Source organism: Nocardia sp. NBC_01503, assembly GCF_036327755.1.
In the GTDB taxonomy this organism is placed as follows: Bacteria; Actinomycetota; Actinomycetes; order Mycobacteriales; family Mycobacteriaceae; genus Nocardia.
Genome location: NZ_CP109596.1, coordinates 815882 through 835632, shown reverse-complemented (window position 1 = coordinate 835632; position 19751 = coordinate 815882). Strand labels below are relative to the sequence as shown.

Annotated in this window: 25 protein-coding genes and 1 pseudogene; 12 read left to right on the top strand and 14 right to left on the bottom strand. The window is 62.7% G+C overall.

From position 1 onward, the window contains the following. The first annotated feature begins 164 nt into the window (after nt 1–164). Nucleotides 165–1481 (top strand): IS4 family transposase, encoded by a 1317-nt coding sequence (locus OHB26_RS03925; protein WP_330182832.1) that lies wholly within the window; start codon nt 165–167, stop codon nt 1479–1481. A gap of 112 nt (nt 1482–1593) precedes the next feature. Here OHB26_RS03925 and OHB26_RS03920 read toward each other — a convergent pair whose 3' ends face one another. Together OHB26_RS03920 and OHB26_RS03915 are read right to left on the bottom strand one after the other, a co-directional pair. Beyond that, nucleotides 1594–2271, bottom strand: coding sequence for a Uma2 family endonuclease (locus tag OHB26_RS03920; protein ID WP_330182868.1), 678 nt, complete (start codon nt 2269–2271; stop codon nt 1594–1596). Between the two features lie 35 nt (nt 2272–2306). Continuing rightward, on the bottom strand, nt 2307–2951 hold the full coding sequence (locus tag OHB26_RS03915; protein ID WP_330185486.1) for a TetR/AcrR family transcriptional regulator: 645 nt from the start codon (nt 2949–2951) through the stop codon (nt 2307–2309). Between the two features lie 327 nt (nt 2952–3278). Between OHB26_RS03915 and OHB26_RS03910 the strand changes: the two genes are divergently transcribed. Beyond that, on the top strand, nt 3279–4568 hold the full coding sequence (locus OHB26_RS03910) for a hypothetical protein (protein ID WP_330182867.1): 1290 nt from the start codon (nt 3279–3281) through the stop codon (nt 4566–4568). A 118-nt stretch (nt 4569–4686) separates the two neighbouring features. Here OHB26_RS03910 and OHB26_RS03905 read toward each other — a convergent pair. Further along, nucleotides 4687–4749 (bottom strand): annotated as a pseudogene (locus OHB26_RS03905) (peroxiredoxin); the annotation flags it as partial. Nucleotides 4750–4764: 15 nt separating this feature from the next. Between OHB26_RS03905 and OHB26_RS03900 the strand changes: the two are divergent. Both OHB26_RS03900 and OHB26_RS03895 read left to right on the top strand, forming a co-directional pair. Further along, on the top strand, nt 4765–6318 hold the full coding sequence (locus OHB26_RS03900; protein ID WP_330185485.1) for a recombinase family protein: 1554 nt from the start codon (nt 4765–4767) through the stop codon (nt 6316–6318). A gap of 44 nt (nt 6319–6362) precedes the next feature. After that, a complete protein-coding gene (locus OHB26_RS03895) occupies nt 6363–7400 on the top strand; it encodes an AAA family ATPase (RefSeq protein WP_330182866.1) in 1038 nt (345 codons plus the stop codon). A 669-nt stretch (nt 7401–8069) separates the two neighbouring features. Here the strand turns inward: OHB26_RS03895 and OHB26_RS03890 are convergent. Together OHB26_RS03890 and OHB26_RS03885 are read right to left on the bottom strand one after the other, a co-directional pair. Then, nucleotides 8070–8630: a hypothetical protein gene (locus OHB26_RS03890; RefSeq protein ID WP_330182865.1), complete on the bottom strand. Its 561-nt coding sequence runs from the start codon at nt 8628–8630 to the stop codon at nt 8070–8072. 103 nt (nt 8631–8733) lie between these two features. Further along, complete coding sequence (locus OHB26_RS03885; protein ID WP_330182864.1) at nt 8734–9162, bottom strand: hypothetical protein; 429 nt, start codon at nt 9160–9162, stop codon at nt 8734–8736. A 214-nt stretch (nt 9163–9376) separates the two neighbouring features. On the opposite strand from OHB26_RS03885, the gene OHB26_RS03880 reads away from it, so the two are divergent. Genes OHB26_RS03880 through OHB26_RS03870 form a run of 3 tightly spaced genes read left to right on the top strand, consistent with a single transcriptional unit; the run spans nt 9377 to nt 11029 of the window. Beyond that, nucleotides 9377–9703, top strand: coding sequence for a hypothetical protein (locus OHB26_RS03880; RefSeq protein ID WP_330182863.1), 327 nt, complete (start codon nt 9377–9379; stop codon nt 9701–9703). Beyond that, nucleotides 9690–10208 (top strand): DUF6879 family protein, encoded by a 519-nt coding sequence (locus OHB26_RS03875; protein WP_330182862.1) that lies wholly within the window; start codon nt 9690–9692, stop codon nt 10206–10208. Before OHB26_RS03880 ends, OHB26_RS03875 begins: the two co-directional genes overlap by 14 nt. Beyond that, on the top strand, nt 10205–11029 hold the full coding sequence (locus OHB26_RS03870; protein WP_330182861.1) for a helix-turn-helix domain-containing protein: 825 nt from the start codon (nt 10205–10207) through the stop codon (nt 11027–11029). Before OHB26_RS03875 ends, OHB26_RS03870 begins: the two co-directional genes overlap by 4 nt. 460 nt (nt 11030–11489) lie before the next feature. Here the strand turns inward: OHB26_RS03870 and OHB26_RS03865 are convergent, their stop codons facing one another. Then, nucleotides 11490–12044, bottom strand: a complete 555-nt coding sequence (locus OHB26_RS03865; RefSeq protein ID WP_330182860.1) for a recombinase family protein — start codon at nt 12042–12044, stop codon at nt 11490–11492. A gap of 187 nt (nt 12045–12231) precedes the next feature. On the opposite strand from OHB26_RS03865, the gene OHB26_RS03860 reads away from it, so the two are divergent. Then, a complete protein-coding gene (locus tag OHB26_RS03860) occupies nt 12232–12402 on the top strand; it encodes a hypothetical protein (RefSeq protein WP_330182859.1) in 171 nt (56 codons plus the stop codon). 112 nt (nt 12403–12514) lie between these two features. On the opposite strand, the gene OHB26_RS03855 is transcribed toward OHB26_RS03860, so the two are convergent. Both OHB26_RS03855 and bcp read right to left on the bottom strand, forming a co-directional pair. Continuing rightward, nucleotides 12515–12814, bottom strand: coding sequence for a hypothetical protein (locus tag OHB26_RS03855; RefSeq protein WP_330182858.1), 300 nt, complete (start codon nt 12812–12814; stop codon nt 12515–12517). Between the two features lie 134 nt (nt 12815–12948). Then, the gene (bcp, locus tag OHB26_RS03850; RefSeq protein WP_330182857.1) at nt 12949–13428 is read right to left on the bottom strand and encodes a thioredoxin-dependent thiol peroxidase; all 480 of its coding nucleotides are present in this window, start codon (nt 13426–13428) and stop codon (nt 12949–12951) included. Nucleotides 13429–13560: 132 nt separating this feature from the next. Between bcp and OHB26_RS03845 the strand changes: the two genes are divergently transcribed. Continuing rightward, complete coding sequence (locus tag OHB26_RS03845; RefSeq protein WP_067574554.1) at nt 13561–13782, top strand: DUF3618 domain-containing protein; 222 nt, start codon at nt 13561–13563, stop codon at nt 13780–13782. 73 nt (nt 13783–13855) lie between these two features. Here the strand turns inward: OHB26_RS03845 and OHB26_RS03840 are convergent, their stop codons facing one another. Continuing rightward, complete coding sequence (locus OHB26_RS03840) at nt 13856–14158, bottom strand: excalibur calcium-binding domain-containing protein (protein ID WP_330182856.1); 303 nt, start codon at nt 14156–14158, stop codon at nt 13856–13858. A 449-nt stretch (nt 14159–14607) separates the two neighbouring features. Here OHB26_RS03840 and OHB26_RS03835 point away from each other — a divergent pair, with 449 nt between their 5' ends. Beyond that, a complete protein-coding gene (locus tag OHB26_RS03835; RefSeq protein WP_330182855.1) occupies nt 14608–15072 on the top strand; it encodes a MarR family winged helix-turn-helix transcriptional regulator in 465 nt (154 codons plus the stop codon). A 58-nt stretch (nt 15073–15130) separates the two neighbouring features. On the opposite strand, the gene OHB26_RS03830 is transcribed toward OHB26_RS03835, so the two are convergent. After that, nucleotides 15131–16186 (bottom strand): crotonase/enoyl-CoA hydratase family protein, encoded by a 1056-nt coding sequence (locus tag OHB26_RS03830; RefSeq protein WP_330182854.1) that lies wholly within the window; start codon nt 16184–16186, stop codon nt 15131–15133. A gap of 41 nt (nt 16187–16227) precedes the next feature. Further along, the gene (locus tag OHB26_RS03825; protein ID WP_330182853.1) at nt 16228–16545 is read right to left on the bottom strand and encodes a hypothetical protein; all 318 of its coding nucleotides are present in this window, start codon (nt 16543–16545) and stop codon (nt 16228–16230) included. Between the two features lie 147 nt (nt 16546–16692). Here OHB26_RS03825 and OHB26_RS03820 point away from each other — a divergent pair, with 147 nt between their 5' ends. Continuing rightward, the gene (locus OHB26_RS03820) at nt 16693–17532 is read left to right on the top strand and encodes a GNAT family N-acetyltransferase (RefSeq protein ID WP_330182852.1); all 840 of its coding nucleotides are present in this window, start codon (nt 16693–16695) and stop codon (nt 17530–17532) included. On the opposite strand, the gene OHB26_RS03815 is transcribed toward OHB26_RS03820, so the two are convergent. Both OHB26_RS03815 and OHB26_RS03810 read right to left on the bottom strand, forming a co-directional pair. After that, nucleotides 17533–18153, bottom strand: coding sequence for an APA family fibronectin-binding glycoprotein (locus OHB26_RS03815; RefSeq protein ID WP_330182851.1), 621 nt, complete (start codon nt 18151–18153; stop codon nt 17533–17535). A gap of 76 nt (nt 18154–18229) precedes the next feature. After that, the gene (locus OHB26_RS03810) at nt 18230–18676 is read right to left on the bottom strand and encodes a MarR family winged helix-turn-helix transcriptional regulator (protein WP_330182850.1); all 447 of its coding nucleotides are present in this window, start codon (nt 18674–18676) and stop codon (nt 18230–18232) included. A 79-nt stretch (nt 18677–18755) separates the two neighbouring features. Between OHB26_RS03810 and OHB26_RS03805 the strand changes: the two genes are divergently transcribed. Further along, nucleotides 18756–19130, top strand: coding sequence for a cupin domain-containing protein (locus OHB26_RS03805; protein ID WP_330182849.1), 375 nt, complete (start codon nt 18756–18758; stop codon nt 19128–19130). On the opposite strand, the gene OHB26_RS03800 is transcribed toward OHB26_RS03805, so the two are convergent. Beyond that, nucleotides 19127–19723 (bottom strand): TetR/AcrR family transcriptional regulator, encoded by a 597-nt coding sequence (locus tag OHB26_RS03800; protein WP_330182848.1) that lies wholly within the window; start codon nt 19721–19723, stop codon nt 19127–19129. The two genes, OHB26_RS03805 and OHB26_RS03800, sit on opposite strands and share 4 nt — an antisense overlap. Nucleotides 19724–19751: the final 28 nt, after the last annotated feature.

Genomic DNA, 19751 nt, shown 5'->3' with positions numbered 1-19751 from the left:
AATGCCGCGCAGTTAGCGGTTGGGGATGCCTGTCAAGCGAGTGTCGTTGCGGGACTTGACATGTTGTGAAACGAGACAGCGGAACTACTGGTAGAGAGGTTTTGTCCTCCAAGACAAACCGTCCACCGGGAGTTCCGCTGTCTGTTCAGTCTGTCATCAAACATGTGTCGGTGGTAGCGGCGGGGGTGTTCGCGCCGGGTCATCTGGGGGAGTTGACCCAGATCGTGCCATTCGAAATGGTCGACGCCGCAGTGGAATCGGGGCGAGCGAGACAGAGGCGGGTGCGGGATCTACCCTCGCGGGTGGTGGTGTATCTGCTGTTGGCCGGGGCGTTGTTCACCGAGCTCGGCTACACCCAGGTATGGGCCCGGATGGTCGCGGGCCTGGACGAAATCCTCGTGGCCCGCCCCGGTTCCTCGGCCTTGGCCCAGGCCCGCCGCCGAGTCGGTGCCGCACCGTTGCGGGAGTTGTTCGGGCTGCTCGCCGGTCCCGCTGCCGGCGCGGCCCGATGGCGCGGCCTGTTGGTCTGTGCGGTCGACGGCACCACCATGTTCGTGTCCGACTCCGCCGCCAACGCGGGTACCTTCGCCCGTCAGGGCGGCGGCAACGGCGACTCGGGGTATCCGATGCTGCGACTGCTCGCGGTGGTGGCGTGTGGCACCCGCACCGTCATCGACGTCGTGTTCGGCACCTCGGGTGTCTCCGAGATCGCCTATGCCCCAAAGCTTTTCCGATGCCTGCACGAGGGGATGTTGTTGCTGGCGGACCGCAACTTCGCCAGCGCCGCGCTGATCGGACAGATCGCGCAAACCAAAGCCGACCTGCTGATCCGTGACAAGACCAACCGTGTGATGCCGTTGATCGAGCGGCTGCCCGACGGGTCGTGGCTCGCGGTGAAGGGTCCGGTAGTTCTGCGGGTAATCGACGCCGACATCGCGCTCACCCCGAAAGGCGGACCACCCCGCCGCGAACGCTACCGGTTGCTCACCACCTTGACCGACCATCACCGCTACCCGGCGATGGAGCTGGTGCGGCTCTATCACCAGCGCTGGGAGATCGAAACCACCTACGCGGAACTGAAATCGACCATGCTCGGCGGCCGGGTACTGCGCGCCCGCACACCCGCCGGGATCGACCAGGAGGTCTATGCCCTGCTGAGCACTTACCAAGCGCTGCGCATCGCCATCGCCGACGCCACACACCCGCAGGCCATACCCCTGCAAGCCAGCTTCTCCATTGCACTCAATACCGCCCGCGACCAGGTCGTGGCTGCCGCCGCGGTCATCGCCGACACCGCCGTCGACCTGGTCGGACGGATCGGCCGCACGGTCTTGGCCGACCTCCTGCCCGCACGCCGACCACGCCAAAGCCCCCGCGTCGTCAAGCGAGCGATCTCCAAACACCGCGCCAAAGGCGCCATCGACCGCACCAATTATCCCACCGTCACCATCACCATCAACCTGCGAAAACACCCGAGTTGACCGCAGACAGGTCGGCCTAACTGCGCGGCATTGCGACTAACCCCGCACCGAGCCCGACGCGAAAAATGGTATGCCGCATTCGAATGCGGCATACCATTGGCGATTCGGTGGCTCAATAGGCCAGGTCCGACCAGGGGATATGGATCGGGAAGGGGTGCAGGGTCCCGACGCCTTCAGCCGCTTCGGGAGTCCACTCACCGGTGAGGATGTATTCGCCCTCCTTCGGCGGGCGAAGCGGCGTCACGCCCTTCGGGAGGTGGAAATCTACTGCGGCCAGCGCATATTGGCGCACTGCCGAGATCCGTCGAGGGTTCGGCGCCAACTCCACCTCCCAATACCACGGGATATGAGCGGCCGCATAGCGCGCTTTTTTGACTTCCATCAGACCTGGGGTGTTCGAGGGAGACAGCACTTCTCCAACGAGGATGGTGTCTTCGGCGTGCACCCACGCGAACTCGTCGTCCAGGCAGTGATAGATCATGAAATCCGGTGTTACGAAGCTGGACCTGTCCCGGGTGAAGAACAGGTTCGTTTCAAGAGTGGCATCCCAGCATCCGCCGGTGGCGTCCGCGGTTGTTAGCTTGGCTGCGCTCAGCAGCGCGTTCGTCATTCGCAGAGTGAATCGTTGATGCTCAGACGGACCGTGTTTCAGCATGGCCGCGTCGGCGATCCACACCGGTTGGCCGTCGTGTAGCTCAATGCAGCACGAAATCTCCTCGGGCAGCTCCATGAGCTCTTCCCAGGTCATGGTCTCGGGCAGTGGCGGCGGGTCGATATGCGGGATCGACATGAGCCCATGTTAGCGAGCGAGACCGACAGCGAACCTCAGTTGGCTTCGGGTTCCAGCGCGGTGCGCTGGCCGCCCGAACGCGATTCCTTCTCCGCGATCAGCAGATACGCGACCATGAGGCGTTTGAGTTCGGCGACCGCGTCCTCATGGCTGAGGCCGTCCTGCACCGAGAAGTTCAGCATCGAGTAGACGACGTGCACCAGCACCTGGGCCATCATCGAGCGGCGAATGCGCGGGGTGCGCGGCATCAGCGAGCGCAGCATCTGCGCCACCGCTTCGGCGAACTCCTTCTCGTGGATCGCGCCGGTGGCCCGCGTCGAAGGCGTGGACTGCATGGCGAGCCAGACCTCACGCCGCGACGGATCCGTCATCCACAGATCGGCGAGGTGGTCCACCAGCGAGTTCATATGGCGCAGCCAGTCCATCGACGGGATCTCGCCGTGGAAATCCGACAGCTCCTGTGAAACCGCCACCAGGTCTTGGCGATTCAGCTCGCAGACGATCACATACTTGTTCGCGAAGAACTGGTAGAGGGTGCCGATGGGGACCTCAGCGCGGGCCGCGACTTCCTCACAGGTGAACGATTCGAAGCCGACCTCGACGAGCAATTCGCGGGAGGACTGCAACAGGGCGTCGAACTTGCGCTTGCTCCGTTCCTGCGTCGGGCGGCGACGGGGCATCAACTCCTGCGGGTCGTCCTGCAACTCCAACGCAGGGTCCGGTCGTCGCGTCGACCTGGCTCCCGTGCGTGCTTCCACGTGCAACAGCCTAGAGGTAGCGACACTCCGATGACACGCTGCGGTAGTTCGTGTGTCCCTATGTCGTTCCGGAATAACACCCATCCGCACCGGGAGCGGTGACGAACCTTCATCGCAGCTGCTTCCCAGTTGCATGCGTTTGCACTCCTCTCGGGGGCTTCGTCCGAACAAAACCGTGCCTCGGCAAATGCGAGCACGACGACGTTGGAAGGCTGATCTGTGGTTGCTTCTGCTGTTGTTCGTTCCGCGGTGACCATCGGCGTTGCCACCGAGCGCGGCACCGTGCGCGCGGTGGCCCTCGCCGACGACGGCGACAAATTGCAGGAACGCGTGGTGCTGGAGCGCGTCGAGAAGATCACCGGCGATACCAAGGCCGATCTGGCCGCCGCGGTCGAGTTGGTGCTGGAGGAGCTCGCGGGCAAGCTCGGCCCGGATCGCGATATCGTCGGCGCGGCCGTCGCCTACCGCGATGCCGCCGAGCGGCGGGCCATCGTCACCCGGCTGGCCTCCGGCCCGTGGCATGAGGCATCCCTGGTCTCCGCCAAGGCCGCGCACCTGTCCGTCGCCCGCGCCATGACCTGGGTGGACGAATTCGACGATCTCGCCATCTGCGAGGTGGTCCCGGGTTCGCAGGCGTTCTCGCTCATCGATCCCGCCCGCTCCCGCGTGCTGGCCGCGGTCACCCTGAACGGCGGAGCCACCAATGACGAGGCCATGCGCGCCGCCGTCACCGCCGCCTGGGATCAGTTCGACGCCGCCGGAGTGAAGCCGGACGCGGTGGTGCTGATCGGTTCCGCCGCAACCGAACCCGCCGTGATCGCGGCCCTCGAATCGGGCTTCGGCGCACCGGTCATTCCGTGTTCGGTCGCCGCCTCCGCACCCGCCATCGGCGCGGCGCTGGCCGCCATGCCCGAGGCCGAGTACGCCGGTGAGGCCGCCGAGCGTATTCGCCGGGCGCGCGGCACCGCCGCGTTGTTCGCGGCGGCGAGTGTGCTCGCCGGCGGTCTGGTCGCCGGCGGCGTATACGCGGCGAGCAATAACTCCAAGACCGTGCCCGAGCCCATGCTCACCGATTCCCGGGTCTCGGCCGATGCGCGCACCAATGGGGTCGAGCATCCGATCGGCGAGCCCGCCCCCGATACCGGTTCCGGCGGGGGCATGGTTCCGGGTCTGCCCGGTGACGCCACCCCGACCGATGCGGGCGCGCCGCTCATCGAGCAGCCCGCGGCACCCGAACCCGATATGGTGACCATCGATCCGGCCGCCCTGAACTGGGGTCCGGCCAATCCCGATGCGGGACAGTCGCGCTCGTCCAAGCCGCTGGTGAAGTCGCAGCCCGAGGGCGAGCCCGCGAGCAGCAACTCCAATTACATCCTGCCCGCGCCGACCCATTCGGCCGCTCTCACCGATACCGGCCTGTTCGCGGGTGAACTCGCACCGCCCGCCCTGGATTCGCCGGAGTTCGGCAAATGGTGGGACAACCACTTCCGCATGATGATGCAGTGGGCGGCAGCACAATTGGTGCCGCGCGGCGTCTGACGCGGCGCGGACCGATCGAAGGTGAAAGTCCCGGCCCGTTGGGGGCCGGGACTTTCGCTGTCTCAGGGCACCGGCCCCGTCATCCCGGCATGCTTTCGGCCGGGATCCACGTTTCGAATCAGACCGACAGATCGCGCCGCAGCTTGGCCACATGCCCGGTGGCTCGCACGTTGTACTGAGCGCTACTCTGAACAACGTGGTTTTAAGAGCGATCGTCGGCGCACGCGTATCCAAGATGCAGGGGCAAGAGAAGGTCTCGCACCTTGCCCAGAAGGAAGACGGCCTACGGTGGGCCGCAGCCCAGGGGTATGAGGTGGTGGACACCTTCGAAGACCTTGGAGTGTCCGCTGGTAAGACGACCCCGTTCGAGCGTCCCGACCTGGGACAGTGGCTCAATCCGGAACGGTTGCACGAGTGGGACGTGATCGTATTCCAGAAGATCGACCGAGCGTTTCGATCCACGCGTGATTGCGTGGACTTCGCCAAGTTCATCGAAGAGAACAAGAAGGTGCTTGCGTTCTCCGGTGACGGAATGGTGCTGAACTACCGAGACCAGGCATCGACTTCGTTCGAGTCACAGATGGCTGAGTTCTTCATCTACATCGGATCATTCTTCGCTCAGATCGAGTTGAACCGGTTCAAGAGCCGTGCCCAAGATCGCATGAGCCAGCTGAAGATGACCGACCGTGTATCGCACGGTGTAGCCCCCTTCGGATACCGGACGGTTCCGCACGCTTCGGGCAAAGGTAAGGCGCTTGAGCGAGACCCGGAAGCCTATGCGGTGCTTCATGAGATGAAGGACAAGCTTCTCGAAGAGCACTGGTCATTGACCAAGCTGTGTGTCTGGTTGAACGAGGAAGGCAAGAAGACTGCGGTCGCCAAGGCGCGAGGTTCCGGCGCGTGGTCGGTAACCACGGTCCGGCGGGTGTTGTCGTCGCTACGGACTCAGGGGCTGAAGGTCACCCGTCAAGGTGGTGCCGAACATCCCGTGCTGGATGCTCAGGGCAACGTTATCCGGATGGCTGAGCCGACGTTCTCAGACGAGGACTGGCGACGTATCGAGTCCGTCCTAGCCGCCAAGGCTAAGAGCGGTAAGGCTAGGCAGATGACGGACAACCCCATGGCGGGAATCGGCCGGTGCCTGGAGTGCGGGTATTCGTTGAGCCAGCACCGCCGAACCGTGAAGAAGAAAGACGGTTCTGAGAACGTCCACAACTACATCCGGTGTGGTCGTACCCCGGGCGGCTGCAAGGGTGCTGTTCGGCTCGATGAGGTCGAGCGGAAAATATCCGAATTGATCGAGGACTACACCGATTTGGAAGTAACCAAGCAGGTGTTCGTGCCCGGTGCGGATCACACACAGGATCTCGAACTAGCTGAGCAAGCATTGAAGCGGCTTCGTTGGGAATCGGACAACAATCTGGTTGATGATGAAGATCTCTGGCGTAGCCGCATGGCGTCGCTGTCCACCCGGGTTCGGGAACTGGGGACGAACACGGTTGTTCCTGCGCAGTGGGAAACAGTCGGTACAGGAACGACATACGGCGAACTTTGGAGCGATCCGGACACCGACCGCAGGCAGGTACTGAGGGAAGCTGGGGTAGTTGTGGGGTTGCGGGACGGGAAGATTCAGGTCCGCATTCCAGACAACTGGCCGGAGCCCGCCTGGGTTGCCGAGTTGCGGGGCGACGAAGCTTCACCGCCTGAGTTGGCAGGCATCCCCGAAGGTGCGAGGCAAGATCAGGCGTGAGCCTGTTTGTGGATTTTGGATGAGGACTGAGAGCGATAGGCACTGTGAGCGACGAACTAACCCCAGAAGAAGAAGTACAGCTAGAGCGGTGGTGGGAGCTACAGGAAGCGAAAAAGCGGTTCCCCACGTACACGTTGGCGGAGGCTGCTGCGGCAGCCGAGGAACAAGACGATTGGCTGGTCCCTGGGCTGATTGCGTCTACCTCAACCTTGGTGTTCGGCGAAGCAAAGATAGGTAAGTCGTGGTTAATCGCGCACCTGATCGGGGCACTGGTCAGCGGAGGTGAGTTCCTGAATGTCCAAGTGCCACAAGGGAATTACTCCATTGGTGTGTGTTACACCGATGATGCCGGGCACCGCGAGTACGCCCAACGGCTCAGTACGGCCGTTTCTGGCACCGACCACGCGGTGACACTGTACGGGCTGGGAATCATGAAGCGCGCCGATTGGGACGCGCTGCACCACGTAGTGACGGACGCCGGGCACAACGTCCTGATCATTGACAACCTGACGCAGATCCTTGACGGTTCGATCAACGAGGATGACGTAATCCGGCGGTGCTTCGATGGCATCCGCCGCTTCACCCAAGCTGGTATCCCGGTGGTCATTGTCGGTCACTCCTCTGACGCCAAGGGTAAGAGTGGATACAAGCCTGATCGGCCGATGGGATCGGCTGCTATCTCGCAGTCGGTCCGATGGTTGATGCAGGTCCGGCACACCAGGGGCGGGAATCTGTCGGTGAACACCTACGGCAACATCGACCATGGGCGCACGATGAAGATCCGTGCCGACGATGGTGCACGGTTCACGGTGCTAGAAACATCCGAGAAAACCGAGACCGTGACCAACAGCCGGGAACGGTCGACACAGACCCTGGACCGGAATCAGGAACACGCTCAGTTCGTCGTGCGGGAGTGTCAGGGAGTCAGCCTTCGGGAAGCAGGACGGCGGCTGGCCGACAAGTTCAGCGGTGACGCAGATACGTTCAAGAACTCACTTGGCACGAAAGGCAAGCTTTCACCGCTGCTGAATCGGACCAAAGCGGGGAATGGATGGACCTGGGACCTAGTGGAACATCGGTAATCCCGCATTGTTCCACTCGATTGCGTTTGTGCTGGTAGAGGCGTTTACGGGTGGAACATATGCGTGTTTCACGCCGAGACATAACCGCAGTTCAGTGCGGTGGAATAGTGGAACTGGAACCCCCTTATAGGGGTTCGTTTCACTCTCCCCCTTTACCCCACTTGGTTAGTTCATTGATCCCCGGAGACGGGAGAATAAGCAGCCCTTGCGGGGGCTGCGTTTCGACCAGAGACGGAGAACTGAGAGAGGCCATGTGGGGACATGGCCAATCTATCTATTAATAACGGTGAAGGGCAGCAGCATTTTAGAAGGCTGCTGCCGTTTTCCCCTGGATGTGGTCCAAGAACCGATCCATCCCAGGATCGGGGCTTGTGTCCTCTCCTGGTAGCCGCAGTGATCGAGACCGGCCCAAAGCCGGGATCGAGAACTGATGGGTTCTCTCACCGTCCAAAGAGTCGAGGAATCGAGGCTCGTTACAGCCGCCTAATGCGGCTCCTGTCACTTCGGGGCTTTCCGGTGGGGGATTGCCCCTCCCCTCGGTGCCTCCGGCCCATCCTCAGGCATATGGGCCTATCTCCCCCCGACGGTGGGAGATGCCCCTTCCCCGCCCCTGTACGGCCCATTACACAGCCATACGGGCCGTTCACGCTCATGGCTCGGGGACGGGGGTCAGTGTATGAGGCTGTCATGGTTCACCGGGTCAGGGGCCGGTTCCTTGATGTCTCCGTCTTCGCCCCAGTCTTTGCAGTACGGACACCACGGTCTGAGCCGATGGTGGAACCGTTCGGAACTCCCCGCGGCGATGACCCATAGCTCCAGGGGTGCAACTCCGAGACCGCTGTATGCGGCAGGGAGAAGAGCGGTGACGAACAAGGGAACGGTCACCAGGACGAGCAGGACCGGCATGGCACCCCGTCCCGTCCAGGTGTGCCGCACCCGTAATAACCACCGGTGGCGATGCGCCAGCTCGGAAGCGTTCACGGGGACTTCTCGCATACATGCCAGGCAGATTCGGGTGAGCTGACTGTGTAGTGCGGCTACGAGTACCGCTCCGCAGAACGATACGGCCACCACTAGCGCGGGGATGACCAACCAGTTCGTGGCGCTGATCCACGTTCCCACACACAGCCCGGCATACGCCGCGATGAACCAGCCAGAATGGTGGGTGATCCAGTCCAGAACCTGACCTCTGCGGCTGTCCGGGTTATTGAACGCCTCATCAACAATCACGTTGTGCCTCTGCTGTTTTCGGTGCCGATGAATATCGAAAACCCCCGGCGCGGTTGCGAAGGTGCCGGGGGCTTCTCGTGAAGCGCGTTGGTAGACAACGCTTCTAGGTTGTCCTGAGTTCGGCTACGGCCTTCACCTCCTCCCGAGGTTCCCGAGCATCGGGGTGGCTTTGCGGCGGGTTCAACGCCTCGGCAAGGTCGGTCGGAGACAGTCCGAGTCGCCACGTGTACTTTTTCGCCGGGGTGACGGTGTGCAGCTCCGCGAAGGCGGTGACGCGATCCGAATTCCCTCCGAGGTGCCCAAGGTTGGGAGTGATCACACGTGCCGAATCGACGCGTCGGACGGAGTTGTAGAGCGTCTGCATGTGCGATCCGTCCGCGTTGCCGAGTACCAGGATCTCCGCAACCCTCAGGTCCAGTTCTTGAGCACGCTGACGTGCGTAGAACGTCGCCCAGTCAAGATCAGCTTTGCTGGTCAGTACGCCACGGTTTACGTAGATGACCGCCTTGTCTTGCCGCTGGTTGTTGCTCACGTCGGCCCCTGTCCGTCGTTGGTGAGGCAGTCCGGGGACAGGACGACTGCACCGGCCCCGAACGCCTGATTCGACGCTATGGACGTGGGGATGCTCTGGTCTACAGATTTGCAGCTTTTTGCAGCAATCCAGGCGAAGGCATTGACCTGACCAGCGGAGAAGGAACACCATCAGGTTGTTGTGAAAACCGGTCTATCCCAAAGGATTCAGGACGATGCAACTTCGCTTCCTCGGCGTCGATACCCGCAAAGAAGGCTCGCCACAGCTGTACGCCACAGATGAGAGCTATGTAGTAGTTGGCTGGAAGCTTCCCGAAGGAGACAGGCACCGAATCGAGATCCCGCATGGGCTGCTGGCGTACCTTGAGCGCGGCAGCTGCATCGGCACACGCCTGGAGGACACTGGACACGGCACGTTCGAGCTGTCGGGGCAGCCCGTGACGGACCCGGAGACGCTGGCACAGATGAAGATCCTCGACTACGAGCAGAGCATCGTGGTACCGAAAGCGAAGGAGATCCGACCCGACGATGCAGCTTCTTGATATTAGGGAATTCAACGACCTTCTTCGGAATTGCAAATACCGCGCATTCCATCTAGAGACACAGGATGAGTACGCGGTAGACAGTGAGGCGGATGACCTTGCCGAGTATCTGAAAACCGGCACATTCGATGAAACCTGGTCGTCGTGGGAAAACCTCATCAAAGAGGTCACTGACAAGGGAATAGTCGTCCAACGAGCACGTGTCGTGTCGGAACCTCATACCGATTACACGCGATTCCTGCACGCGACTACTCGAATAAATATTGCGTCGGGGGAAGATGTCCGTTGGCTCCCTCGGAGCGATATAGATCCTACCCAGCTGACAACCGATGATTGGTGGACCCTGGATGATGAAGTAGTAGCATTCACGGCTTTCAGAACCGATGGAAATCTCGGAGGATTGGCCGTAACGACCGATCCGGTCATAGTCCAATATTGCAACTCGGTTCGCGAAGTCGTATGGAGTGTCGCCACTCCACATGCGGAGTATTTTCCGAAACAGTGAGTAGCGTCCAGCAAGCACGCGAAACGCTAGGAGCGCGTCTCCGCGAACTTCGAAAGCAAGCCAACCTGACGGGCCTGGAGTTGTCCAGGCTCGCCGGTTGGGACAACTCCAAGGTATCGCGGTATGAGCACGGGAAGCAGACACCGAGCGAAAAGGATATTCGTGTTTGGTGTGCGATAACCGATGCGCCGCTGCATCTTCCCGACTTAATTGCTTCTGTTCGTAATCTTGAAGCCGCATATCTTGAGTGGAAGCGAATTCAGTCGGCACATGCCCAGAAGAAGACTGGACAGGTCGAAACAAGCTCGAAGTTTATACGTGGATACGATCCCGATCTGATCCCGGGGCTGTTGCAGACGAGTGACTACGCTACCGCTGTCCTGCGGGAATGCATCGAGTTCATCGGTATACCCGATGACCTGGAGTCTGCCGTTAAAGAGCGTATTGAGCGTCAGAAGATATTGCGGAAGGGTCCGCGAAGGTTCCATTTTCTAATCGCTGAACAGGCGCTCTATACGACTGTCGGTGATGATCAGATTATGCTGGCGCAGCTTGAGCAGCTTCTTATTTATGTCCGCTCTTCTCGGATGGCATTGGGGATAGTTCCCCGGATGTCTCTGTTTCGTGCGCCGGTAGTGAACTTTCTAATGTATGACCGCAGTTTGGTGAAGATTGAAACAGTCTCCGCAGGGTTGTCGGTGACACAGCCCCGAGAGGTAGAGCTTTATGACAAAGCGTTTCAGATCCTTGCAGGACAATCCGCTAAAGGAGACGCAGCGCGAGAGCTGATTCAGGGAGCGATTGAAGCGCGGAGTGTTTAGGGAATATGCGTGTAGGGATACTAGAATTTCGATCCTTGGAAACAGGAAAACCCCGATCCTTCGAGGGTCGGGGTTCCGGTTTCAATACTTCTCGCGTACTAGTCTCAATATCTCGTACAGTTGCCCGCTCATATCCTCCATCTGACTCCCGATATCATCAAATCCTGTCTTTGTAACCTCTAGCCCTTCCTTGATTTCCCGAAGTCGACCATGAATGATCTCAAACTCGCCACGTATCTCCTCTCGCCTCCGGGCGGACTCCAATTCCAACTTTCTAATGAGTTCGTTGCTGGACAAGTTGCACCCCCATGCAGGTCGGTAGACGGCGAGCCTATCAATACATTCACTGCCCGTGGGAGGATTTAAGACCTCTGGGAGAGTCAAGTACGGGTAGGCGTGTTTTAGTGGCTTAGAAAAGAAAATAGACCCCGGTTTGGCCAGGGTCTAGGTTGCGGCCTGATCATTCTCCGGAGAGGTACCGGTAGACAGTCGCGCGGGAGCATCCGAGCATCTTGCCGATGTCCGGGACGCTGATTCCCTTGCCCTTCAGTTCGCGGGCCTTGGCGGCGTCGGCATCATCCACCTTGCGGGGACGGCCGCCCTTGCGTCCGTTGGCCGCTGCTGCGGCAAGTCCGGCTTTGGTTCGTTCGATCATGACGTTCCGCTCCAGTTCGGCGAACGCCATCATGATCGTGAGCATGGCTTTACCCATGGCCCCCTCGGTGGTCAGTCCATCGGTGACGCTACGGAACTTGATACCGCGTTCGGTCAGTTCTTCAATGAGCTGCAACACGTGAACAGTGTTGCGGCCCAGTCGATCCAGCTTCCAGACCATGAGCACGTCACCTTTGCGGAGGTGATCCAGGCAGGCATCCAGCTCGGGACGTTCGGTCTTCGATCCGGAGACGCCGTGATCGGTGAAGATCCGTTCCGCGCCAGCGGCTTTGAGCGCATCGAGCTGAAGTTGTGGGTCTTGCTCGGTGGTGCTGACTCTGGCGTATCCGATGAGTGCCACTGATTCGATCCTGTCTCATAATCCCGTTGTGCTACCGGTTTTGAGACTAGAGGTTATGAGACGGGTTTTCAAGACAGTTCTGAGCATGATTTCCCCAGCACTGCATCTGACCGGTCGGAAGTTGTATCGGATCTCGACAACCGATCGTTTTCGAGACACCCTGGAAGGCCGTGTCTACTCTCGGTAGATGGGTAGGCGCTACATGTACAGCTATGTCAGCCTCTCGTCTGACCAGAGCGGGGGCGAGATTCAAGCCCACCTAGATGAGTGGAGTGCCGCAGGGTGGAAGCTGGTCGCGGCCACCCTCGATCCGAGCCCGTATCCGAGGCACAACTTCTACTGGCAGCAGGGCACCTAGCGCGTAAGCGCATCGTCTTCGAAACACCTTGGGCTGGAACGAAAAGAACCGGGCCGGGAGCTAGACGGTCCGGTTCCAGCGGTGAATCTATCAGTCCTGCAAGGGTGTTAGGTCAGCCGAGGATCAGCCAGTCACCTACCGCGCGTGGGTCGATGTTGTGGAGTATCAGCCCTGCCACGGTGCCAACACACGCACTGCAGGAATGGACCCGGATGGACTCCAGGTAGTCGTGTTCGTTGCGGATGGCATCGAGTGACTTCCACTGAGCTTCGAGTGTGGGCGTGGCTTTCTTGTCGCATCGGATACAGGGCGCGCCGACCAGGCACGCGCTTGTCTCTACCTTCTTGACGAACGGGGTTCCGTACGGAAGCCCGCGCTCCAGGGCTGCGCCGTGGTCTTCGTATTGCGCCACCGCGAGAGTGGGTGGAGATTCGGTGTGACGCTCGGCACCAGGTCGAGGCGTACCCCAGGGGGTTGCCCCTACCCCCGCACGTCAGGATCGGCTCGTTATGCGGCTCCCCGATCCTGTACGGGTTTAGGGGTTTCCTACTTCCGCTTGCCCAAGATCCGGTCAATGTTGATTGTCGTATGTGCAGCCTTTACGTTGTACTGCGCCACCTCGATCTTGCCGCTCTCGTCGACCAGGAAGGTCGACCGAATCACACCGGTGACGGTCTTGCCGTACATGGTCTTCTCGCCGAAGGCCCCGTACGCCTGCAGTACGGCCCGATCGGGATCGGACAGCAGCGGGAAGGTCAGGCCCTCCGCATCGCGGAACTTGGCCAGCTTGGCGGGCTTATCGGGGGAGATGCCGACGACCTCGAGCCCCGCCTCGTTCAATTCGGCGAGACTGTCCCGAAAATCGCAAGCCTGCTTGGTACATCCGGGCGTACTCGCCGCCGGGTAGAAGTAGATGATCACCTTACGACCGCTGTAATCGCTGAGCGACACCTCCTTGCCATCGGCATCGGGAAGCGTGAAGGCGGGCGCGGTGTCGCCGGGACTGAGTCGATGGTTCTCGGTCATGCCGCCACCGTAGTACGCCGGTCCGACGGCATGCGGACGATACACTCCAGGGCAGGTCGGCTGCCCGTGTGTGGCGAGCCGCCTCGAGACGACGGTGCCGCCCAAGCGCGGCTTTTCAGACAGGAGTGTGACGTGGCGAGAGATACCGAGGCCATCGAGCGGGAGATCGAGGCCGCACGGAGCCGGCTCGCGAACACCCTCGACGAACTCGCGGTGCGGGCCGACCCGCAGCGGTTGGCCGACAACACCAAGCAGGCGCTGGTCGCGAAGGTGAACGAGCCGAAGATCAAGTACAGCCTGATCGGTGCGGGCGTGGTCGTGGTCGGTCTGATCCTGATCAAGGTCTTCCGCTGACGCTGGTGAGTCGAGCATGAAAAAACACCCGATGCCCACTGCGGCACCGGGTGTTTCTCGTTATGGGGATGAATCAGACGGTCGGGCAGGCCATTCCGTCACCATCGGGGTCCAGGTGCGGACCGTAGCCGGGCTCGCCGCGGAACAGCGGGGCGTGCCCGGCGGCGCGGGCCTCATCGCAGTTCTTGTATGCGCCGGTGGCGGAGCCGGTCTGGGCGAGGTTGGCCGAACCGGTCGCGCCGGAGCCGGTGTCGATGGCGGAGGAGCCCGTGCCGGACGAACCGGTCGGCACATTGGCGAGGGCAAGGGCGGAGGGGGCTGCAAGAATCGTCAGTCCCGCGACGCTGGCGGTGACGAGAAGCCGGCGAACGTTCATGTATTCCTCAATGTCGGCGCAGTAGGTTGGCAGCGGCCCGATTCGGCGCGGATGCCACCGCTGTCGCAGGCTGCGACACGGTGGCCGGTACGGGTCCGGCCACTACAGTTACGCCGGAACGTTGCATTGTCAACCGGATGGGCTATTCATCCAGGTAAACAACTATTCGCCGAGCCGGCTTCGAGAGCTGTTCCGCCGGAACGTGTCCCATTCATCCGCTTGGAAATCCGCTTCGAGTGGAGTTCCGAGCGGGCCGAACCGCCGCCAGACACAATATCGGCCATTCCTGTGAAGTTGTTGCGCGCCGTCCGGTGAACTTGTTGTGTACGGACCGGTGAAGTTGTTGCGGGCGAGGGGCTTCCGATTTCCGGCTCGGATCTATCGCGGCATGTGCATATGCGATCGGCGACTTTGTGTCCATGTCAACCAATGCGGGATACTATGCATTCATGACCCGCTGGTTGAGCGACGAGGAACAGGCCACCTGGCAGTCCTATATCCGAATGCGGCAGCGCTTGGAGGCGGCCATCGCGGCGGGGCTCGCCCGGGACGGATTATCGACTTCGGATTACGAGGTGCTGGTCGCGCTCTCCACGGCCGGTGGACAATTGCGCGCCAAGGAATTGGGCGCCGAGATCTGCTGGGACAAGAGCAGACTCTCCAAACACCTTTCGCGGATGGCCGCGCGCGGACTCATCGACCGTTGCCAGGCCGCCGATGACGCACGCGGCCGCGAGGTGCGGCTGACCGAACAGGGCCGCGAGGCCCTGGAAACCGCCGCACCCAATCATGTGGATCTGGTGCGGCAGCTGTTCATCGAGGATATGACCGATGACGAGGCGCGGGCGCTGCGATCACTCTCCGAGCGCGTGGTGCCGCGCGCCGAGCGGACGGATGCGCCCGGAATCGGCTGACACCCCCGTCATCCCGGCATGCTTTCGGCCGGGATCCACCGCCCGTGCTCCAGCCCGGTCAAGCCTCGTCCGCCGGCTTGCGGAACTGCGCGCGCTTCCAGTCGCCGAAGGGTTCGTCGCGTTCGCGTACGGCCTCGCGGAAACCGGCGGTGGCGGCGCGCAATTGGAAGGCGTAACCCTCGCGGGTGTGCCGGGAGATGCCGTCGAAGACGGTGCTGACCATGCCGGAGTTGGCCACGCCCTGGTTCAGCAGCGCGCTGTTGAGGGCGAGCTTCGCCATGATCAGCTGATTGATCGGCACCAGCGAAATGCGTTGCAGCAGTTCCTCGGTGCGCTCGTCGAGATCCTCGGGCGCCGCGGATTCGATGGCCAGGCCCCATTCGGCGGCCTGTTTGCCGCTGAGGCTGTCACCGGTGAAGAGCAGTCGTTTGGCGCGCTGATCGCCGACCCGGTGTGCCCACATACCCGCCGCCGGGATCCCCCAGGTGCGGGTGGGCGGGTAGCCGAAGCGGGCGTCATCGGCGCAGATGATCTGGTCGGCGTAGAGCGCGATATCGGTACCGCCGGCGATGGCGAAGCCGTGCACCTTGGCGACGGTCGGCTTGTTGGCGTACAGCAGGCTGGCGAAGCCGCGGTTGAAGCGCGACATCATGGCGTAGTCGACCATGGGATCCCAAGTGCCCCAGGGATTGTGATTCTTCGCCTGGACGACGGGATCGAGGACCGTGCCCTCGACCGGCTGTGCGCCCTCGGGCGGGGTGAAGCTGTTCTCCGCGAAGATCGACAGGTCGTAGCCACCGCAGAAGCCCTTACCGCGCCCGCTCAGCACGATCACGTGCACGCGCGGGTCCAGATCGGCGCGTTCCACGGCCGCCGCCAATTCGATCGGCGTATCCGAGGTGATCGCATTGCCGTGCTCGGGGCGATTGAAGGTGATGCGCGCGATGCGCCCGGTCACCTCGTAAGTCAGTGTGCGGCCGGTGATTTCGCCCTCGGGCTGGGGGCGGCCCGCGAAGAGCGAGTCATCCCCGCCGGTCAGGTCGTCGCGCCAGGCGGCGGGCCGGGTACCGGCGTGGTCCGTGGCGGGGGAGGGCTGCTCGTGATCTGAGGACACGCAAGCAGTGAACCCCCGTTCATTTCTTGCTGTCAAGAGTCTCAGGCGTTCCAGGGGCGCACGGGCGGCTTCACCCAGAGGATCTTCTCGTCGGCATGCGCGCGCACCGCCGCCGGATGTTCGGGATGGCGCGCGGCCCACGCGTCTTTCTCGGCCAGCAGCTGGGCGACCACCTGCCAGGTCTCATCGGTACTCGGCGGATTGGTATCCGCGGCCCGCGCCAGTTTGCGCCGCTGTGCCTGGGGCAGCTCCAGTAACTCCGGGCCGGTGATTCCGCGAGCCCAGATGTACGCCGCCAATCGCCGGGCCTTGTCCTCCCGGCTGCGGCTCGCGTGATCAGAGTGCGCGTAGTCGGCCATATCGCAACTCCGCAGGTAGTCCACTATGTCCAGGCCGACCCTACCGCAGGGTGGTGACATCCCGGCCGGGTGGCCGAACCCGTCGTGACCCGATCGGATGTCCCGCAACCCGCCGAGCGGGCAGCGGCTTGCGGCTACCGTGAAACCATGCCGGATGCCGATCTCGTCATCGACCGCGCCGACCCGCACGAGTGGGCCACGGTCATCGAATGGGCCGCCGCCGAAGGCTGGAATCCCGGTCTAGAGGATCGGACCGCGTTCTTCGCACAGGATCCGAAGGGGTTCTTCCTCGGACGGCTGGCCGGGGAACCGGCCTCGGCGGTCTCGGTTGTCAACTACGGCAATGATTTCGCGTTCCTGGGGTGCTACCTCGTCCGGCCCGACTTGCGCGGCGCAGGATTCGGTCTGGCCACCTGGAAGGCGGGGCTGGCGCACGCGGGTGCGCGGGTGGTCGGGCTGGACGGTGTGCCCGATCAGCAGGACAACTATCGGCGCAGTGGATTCGAACTCGCCTATCGCAGTGCGCGTTTCACCGGTGTGCCGCGGCTGCCGCCGCCGGACGCGAGTGTGCGCGCCATGGCCACTGGGGATTTCGCCGAGGTGCGCGCCTTCGACTCCGCCTGTCTTCCGGCGGATCGACCCGGATTTCTCGATGCCTGGTTCGGCACTCCCGGTCATCGGACGCTGGTGCGGATTGTCGACGGCAGTTTGACCGGCTACGGAACAATCCGTCCCGCAAGGGATTCCCATCGGGTGGGCCCGCTCTTCGCCGATACCGAGGCCGATGCCCGACAGCTGCTCGCGGGTTTGGCGGCGGGGGTCCAAGCGCTGGCCATCGATATCCCACTCCATAACGAATCCGCGGTGCGCCTGGTGGAGTCCGCGGGGCTGACCCCGAGTTTCGAGACGGCGCGCATGTACACCGCCGCGCCCCGATCGCATTCCCGGGAAAAGGTTTTCGGCGTCACCACCCTCGAACTCGGCTGATCACATCGGCCGTATCGAGGCCGCGAGTCGCTCTGCGGCGGTGCGGTCGACGGGCGCTTCGGTATTGCCGAGCCAGCACACCCACCATCGTCGACTATCGGATTGCACCACGGCGGAGTAGATCTCGGCCTGGGGTGTGCTCGAATCATCGAACCGGACCCGATAGAAGCACGACTTCCCGGTCACCTCACGCCCTTTGACGTCAAGGGTCTCGGTATCCACCCGCTTGCCGGTATCGGGGAAGAAGAATTCCCCCATACCCGAGCCGAGTGAGCAGGCCGCGCGGGTGTCGTCGGGTTCCGCTGCGGCGAAAAGGGATTCGTCGAGTTTGCCGATCAGGATCATCCCGTCCCCGCCGCCCTGCTTCTCCAGCGCGGCCTGCCCGAAGATCAGATGATCGCCCTCGTCCTGCGGCATCTGCTGCCAGCCGTCGGGGGCGACGAAGCTCATTCCGGCCGCCGCACTGGCGATCCGATCCGCCTCGTCCTGTGTGCGCCGCACCTGATCGAAGATCGAATACCCGATGCCCGCCAGCGATCCGATCAGCGTCAGCACGCAGAGGATGATCACCCACCGTGCGGTCCGCGGCGAGACCGGTGTGTCCGTTTCGTTCGGTTCCACTCCGCGACGCTAACAACAGCGCTGGTCAGACCCTATGCGGCTATTGGTGCGGCGCGCCGACGGATTGATCACGATCTCACCACGCGGACGGCCGCACCCGCCCCGGCGTGACCACGCGGGCGAGCATATTGCGGAGCTCGACCACCGCACCCGCTCCGAGCGCCCGTCCCCAATGCTGGGTGAAGCGCGCGATCGCCGCATCGGCCGCCCGGGTGGCCGCCCACCCCCGCGCGGTGAGCGTGATCAATCGGGCCCGCGCGTCACTCGGATGCGGATTGCGTTCCGCGTACCCCTTTTTCACCAGCTCCTCCACCAGTTGACTCGCCGCCTGCTTGGTCACCCCGAGATGTTCGGCGATCTCACCCACGGTGGCCCCATTCGGCGCCATTCGCACGAATGCGAACCCGTGACTCGGCCGGATGTCGTCGAATCCGGCCGCCGCCACCTCCTGGTGAATGGCGTCGGTGACCTCGGCGGCGGCCGCGAGCAGCAGTAGCGGCAGGTCCTGAGCGGTTGCGGGCATGCATGCATCTTGGCACTTGACAGATTAGTCAACAAGATTGACCATATAGACAAGCTGCTTGACCAAATAGGAGTTGCACATGCCAGTCATCCACGCCGCCGACGTCGAATCCCACCAGCTGCACGGCTCCACCTTCACCCCGCTCGTCCGCCCCGCCACCGGCAGTGCCGAACTCTGCGTCTGGCGGCTCGAAATCGCCCCCGGCACCCGGGGTGTCGCCCATCGCATCCTGCGCGAAGAGGCCTTTGTGCTGCTCTCCGGCTCGATCGCCGTCACGATCGAGGGTGAGACCAAATCATTGGCCCCCGGCGATGCCGCGGTAGCCGCCGCGGGTTCCGCCATCCGCCTGGACAATTCGGCCGATGCCCCCGCCATCGTCATGGTCACGGCGCCCGTCGGTTTCACGGGTGAACTCCCCGACGGCACCATCGTCGACCCGCCGTGGGTCAACTAGTTCAGTCGAATATCCAGGGCGCCCGCCACGGCGCGGGTGAGGTGATCGGTGATCTCGGTGGGGGACCAGCCGCGATGCTCGGCGAGGTCGTAGACGACGCGTTCGTCGAAGATGGTGATCCACAGCAGGACGGCGTAGGTGACATCGAATTCGCTGGTCTTACCTTCGCGGGCAAGGGTATTGAGGACGTCGGCGAGGATGTCGTGCATGGCGGTGATGGCTTCGTCGCCCCGGGTGAGGCGTTCGATGAAACCGCTGCTGCTGCGGATGTAACGCACGGCCGGGCCCCACTGCATGGCCTGGTCGACCCAGGTGCGGCAGCACCGGTGGAAGCGTTCGACGGGGTCGGCGCCGGACGCGGTATCGACCTCGGCGAACGCCTCCAGGAGTTGTTCGATGGCGCGGCGGTGGAAAGCCTGCATGGCATCGTGCGGGGTGGCGAAGTGCCGGTACGCGGTGGCCACGCCGACGCCCGCCTCGGCGGCCAGTTCCGGTATCGAAAAGCCGATCCGACCGGCGCGCAGCAGATTGCGGACCGCGTCCACCAGCAGCACTCGGCTGCGCTGGGCATCGCTGCGGGTGTTCACGGGCACGCCTCCATCCTGACCGACGCGGTGCGCC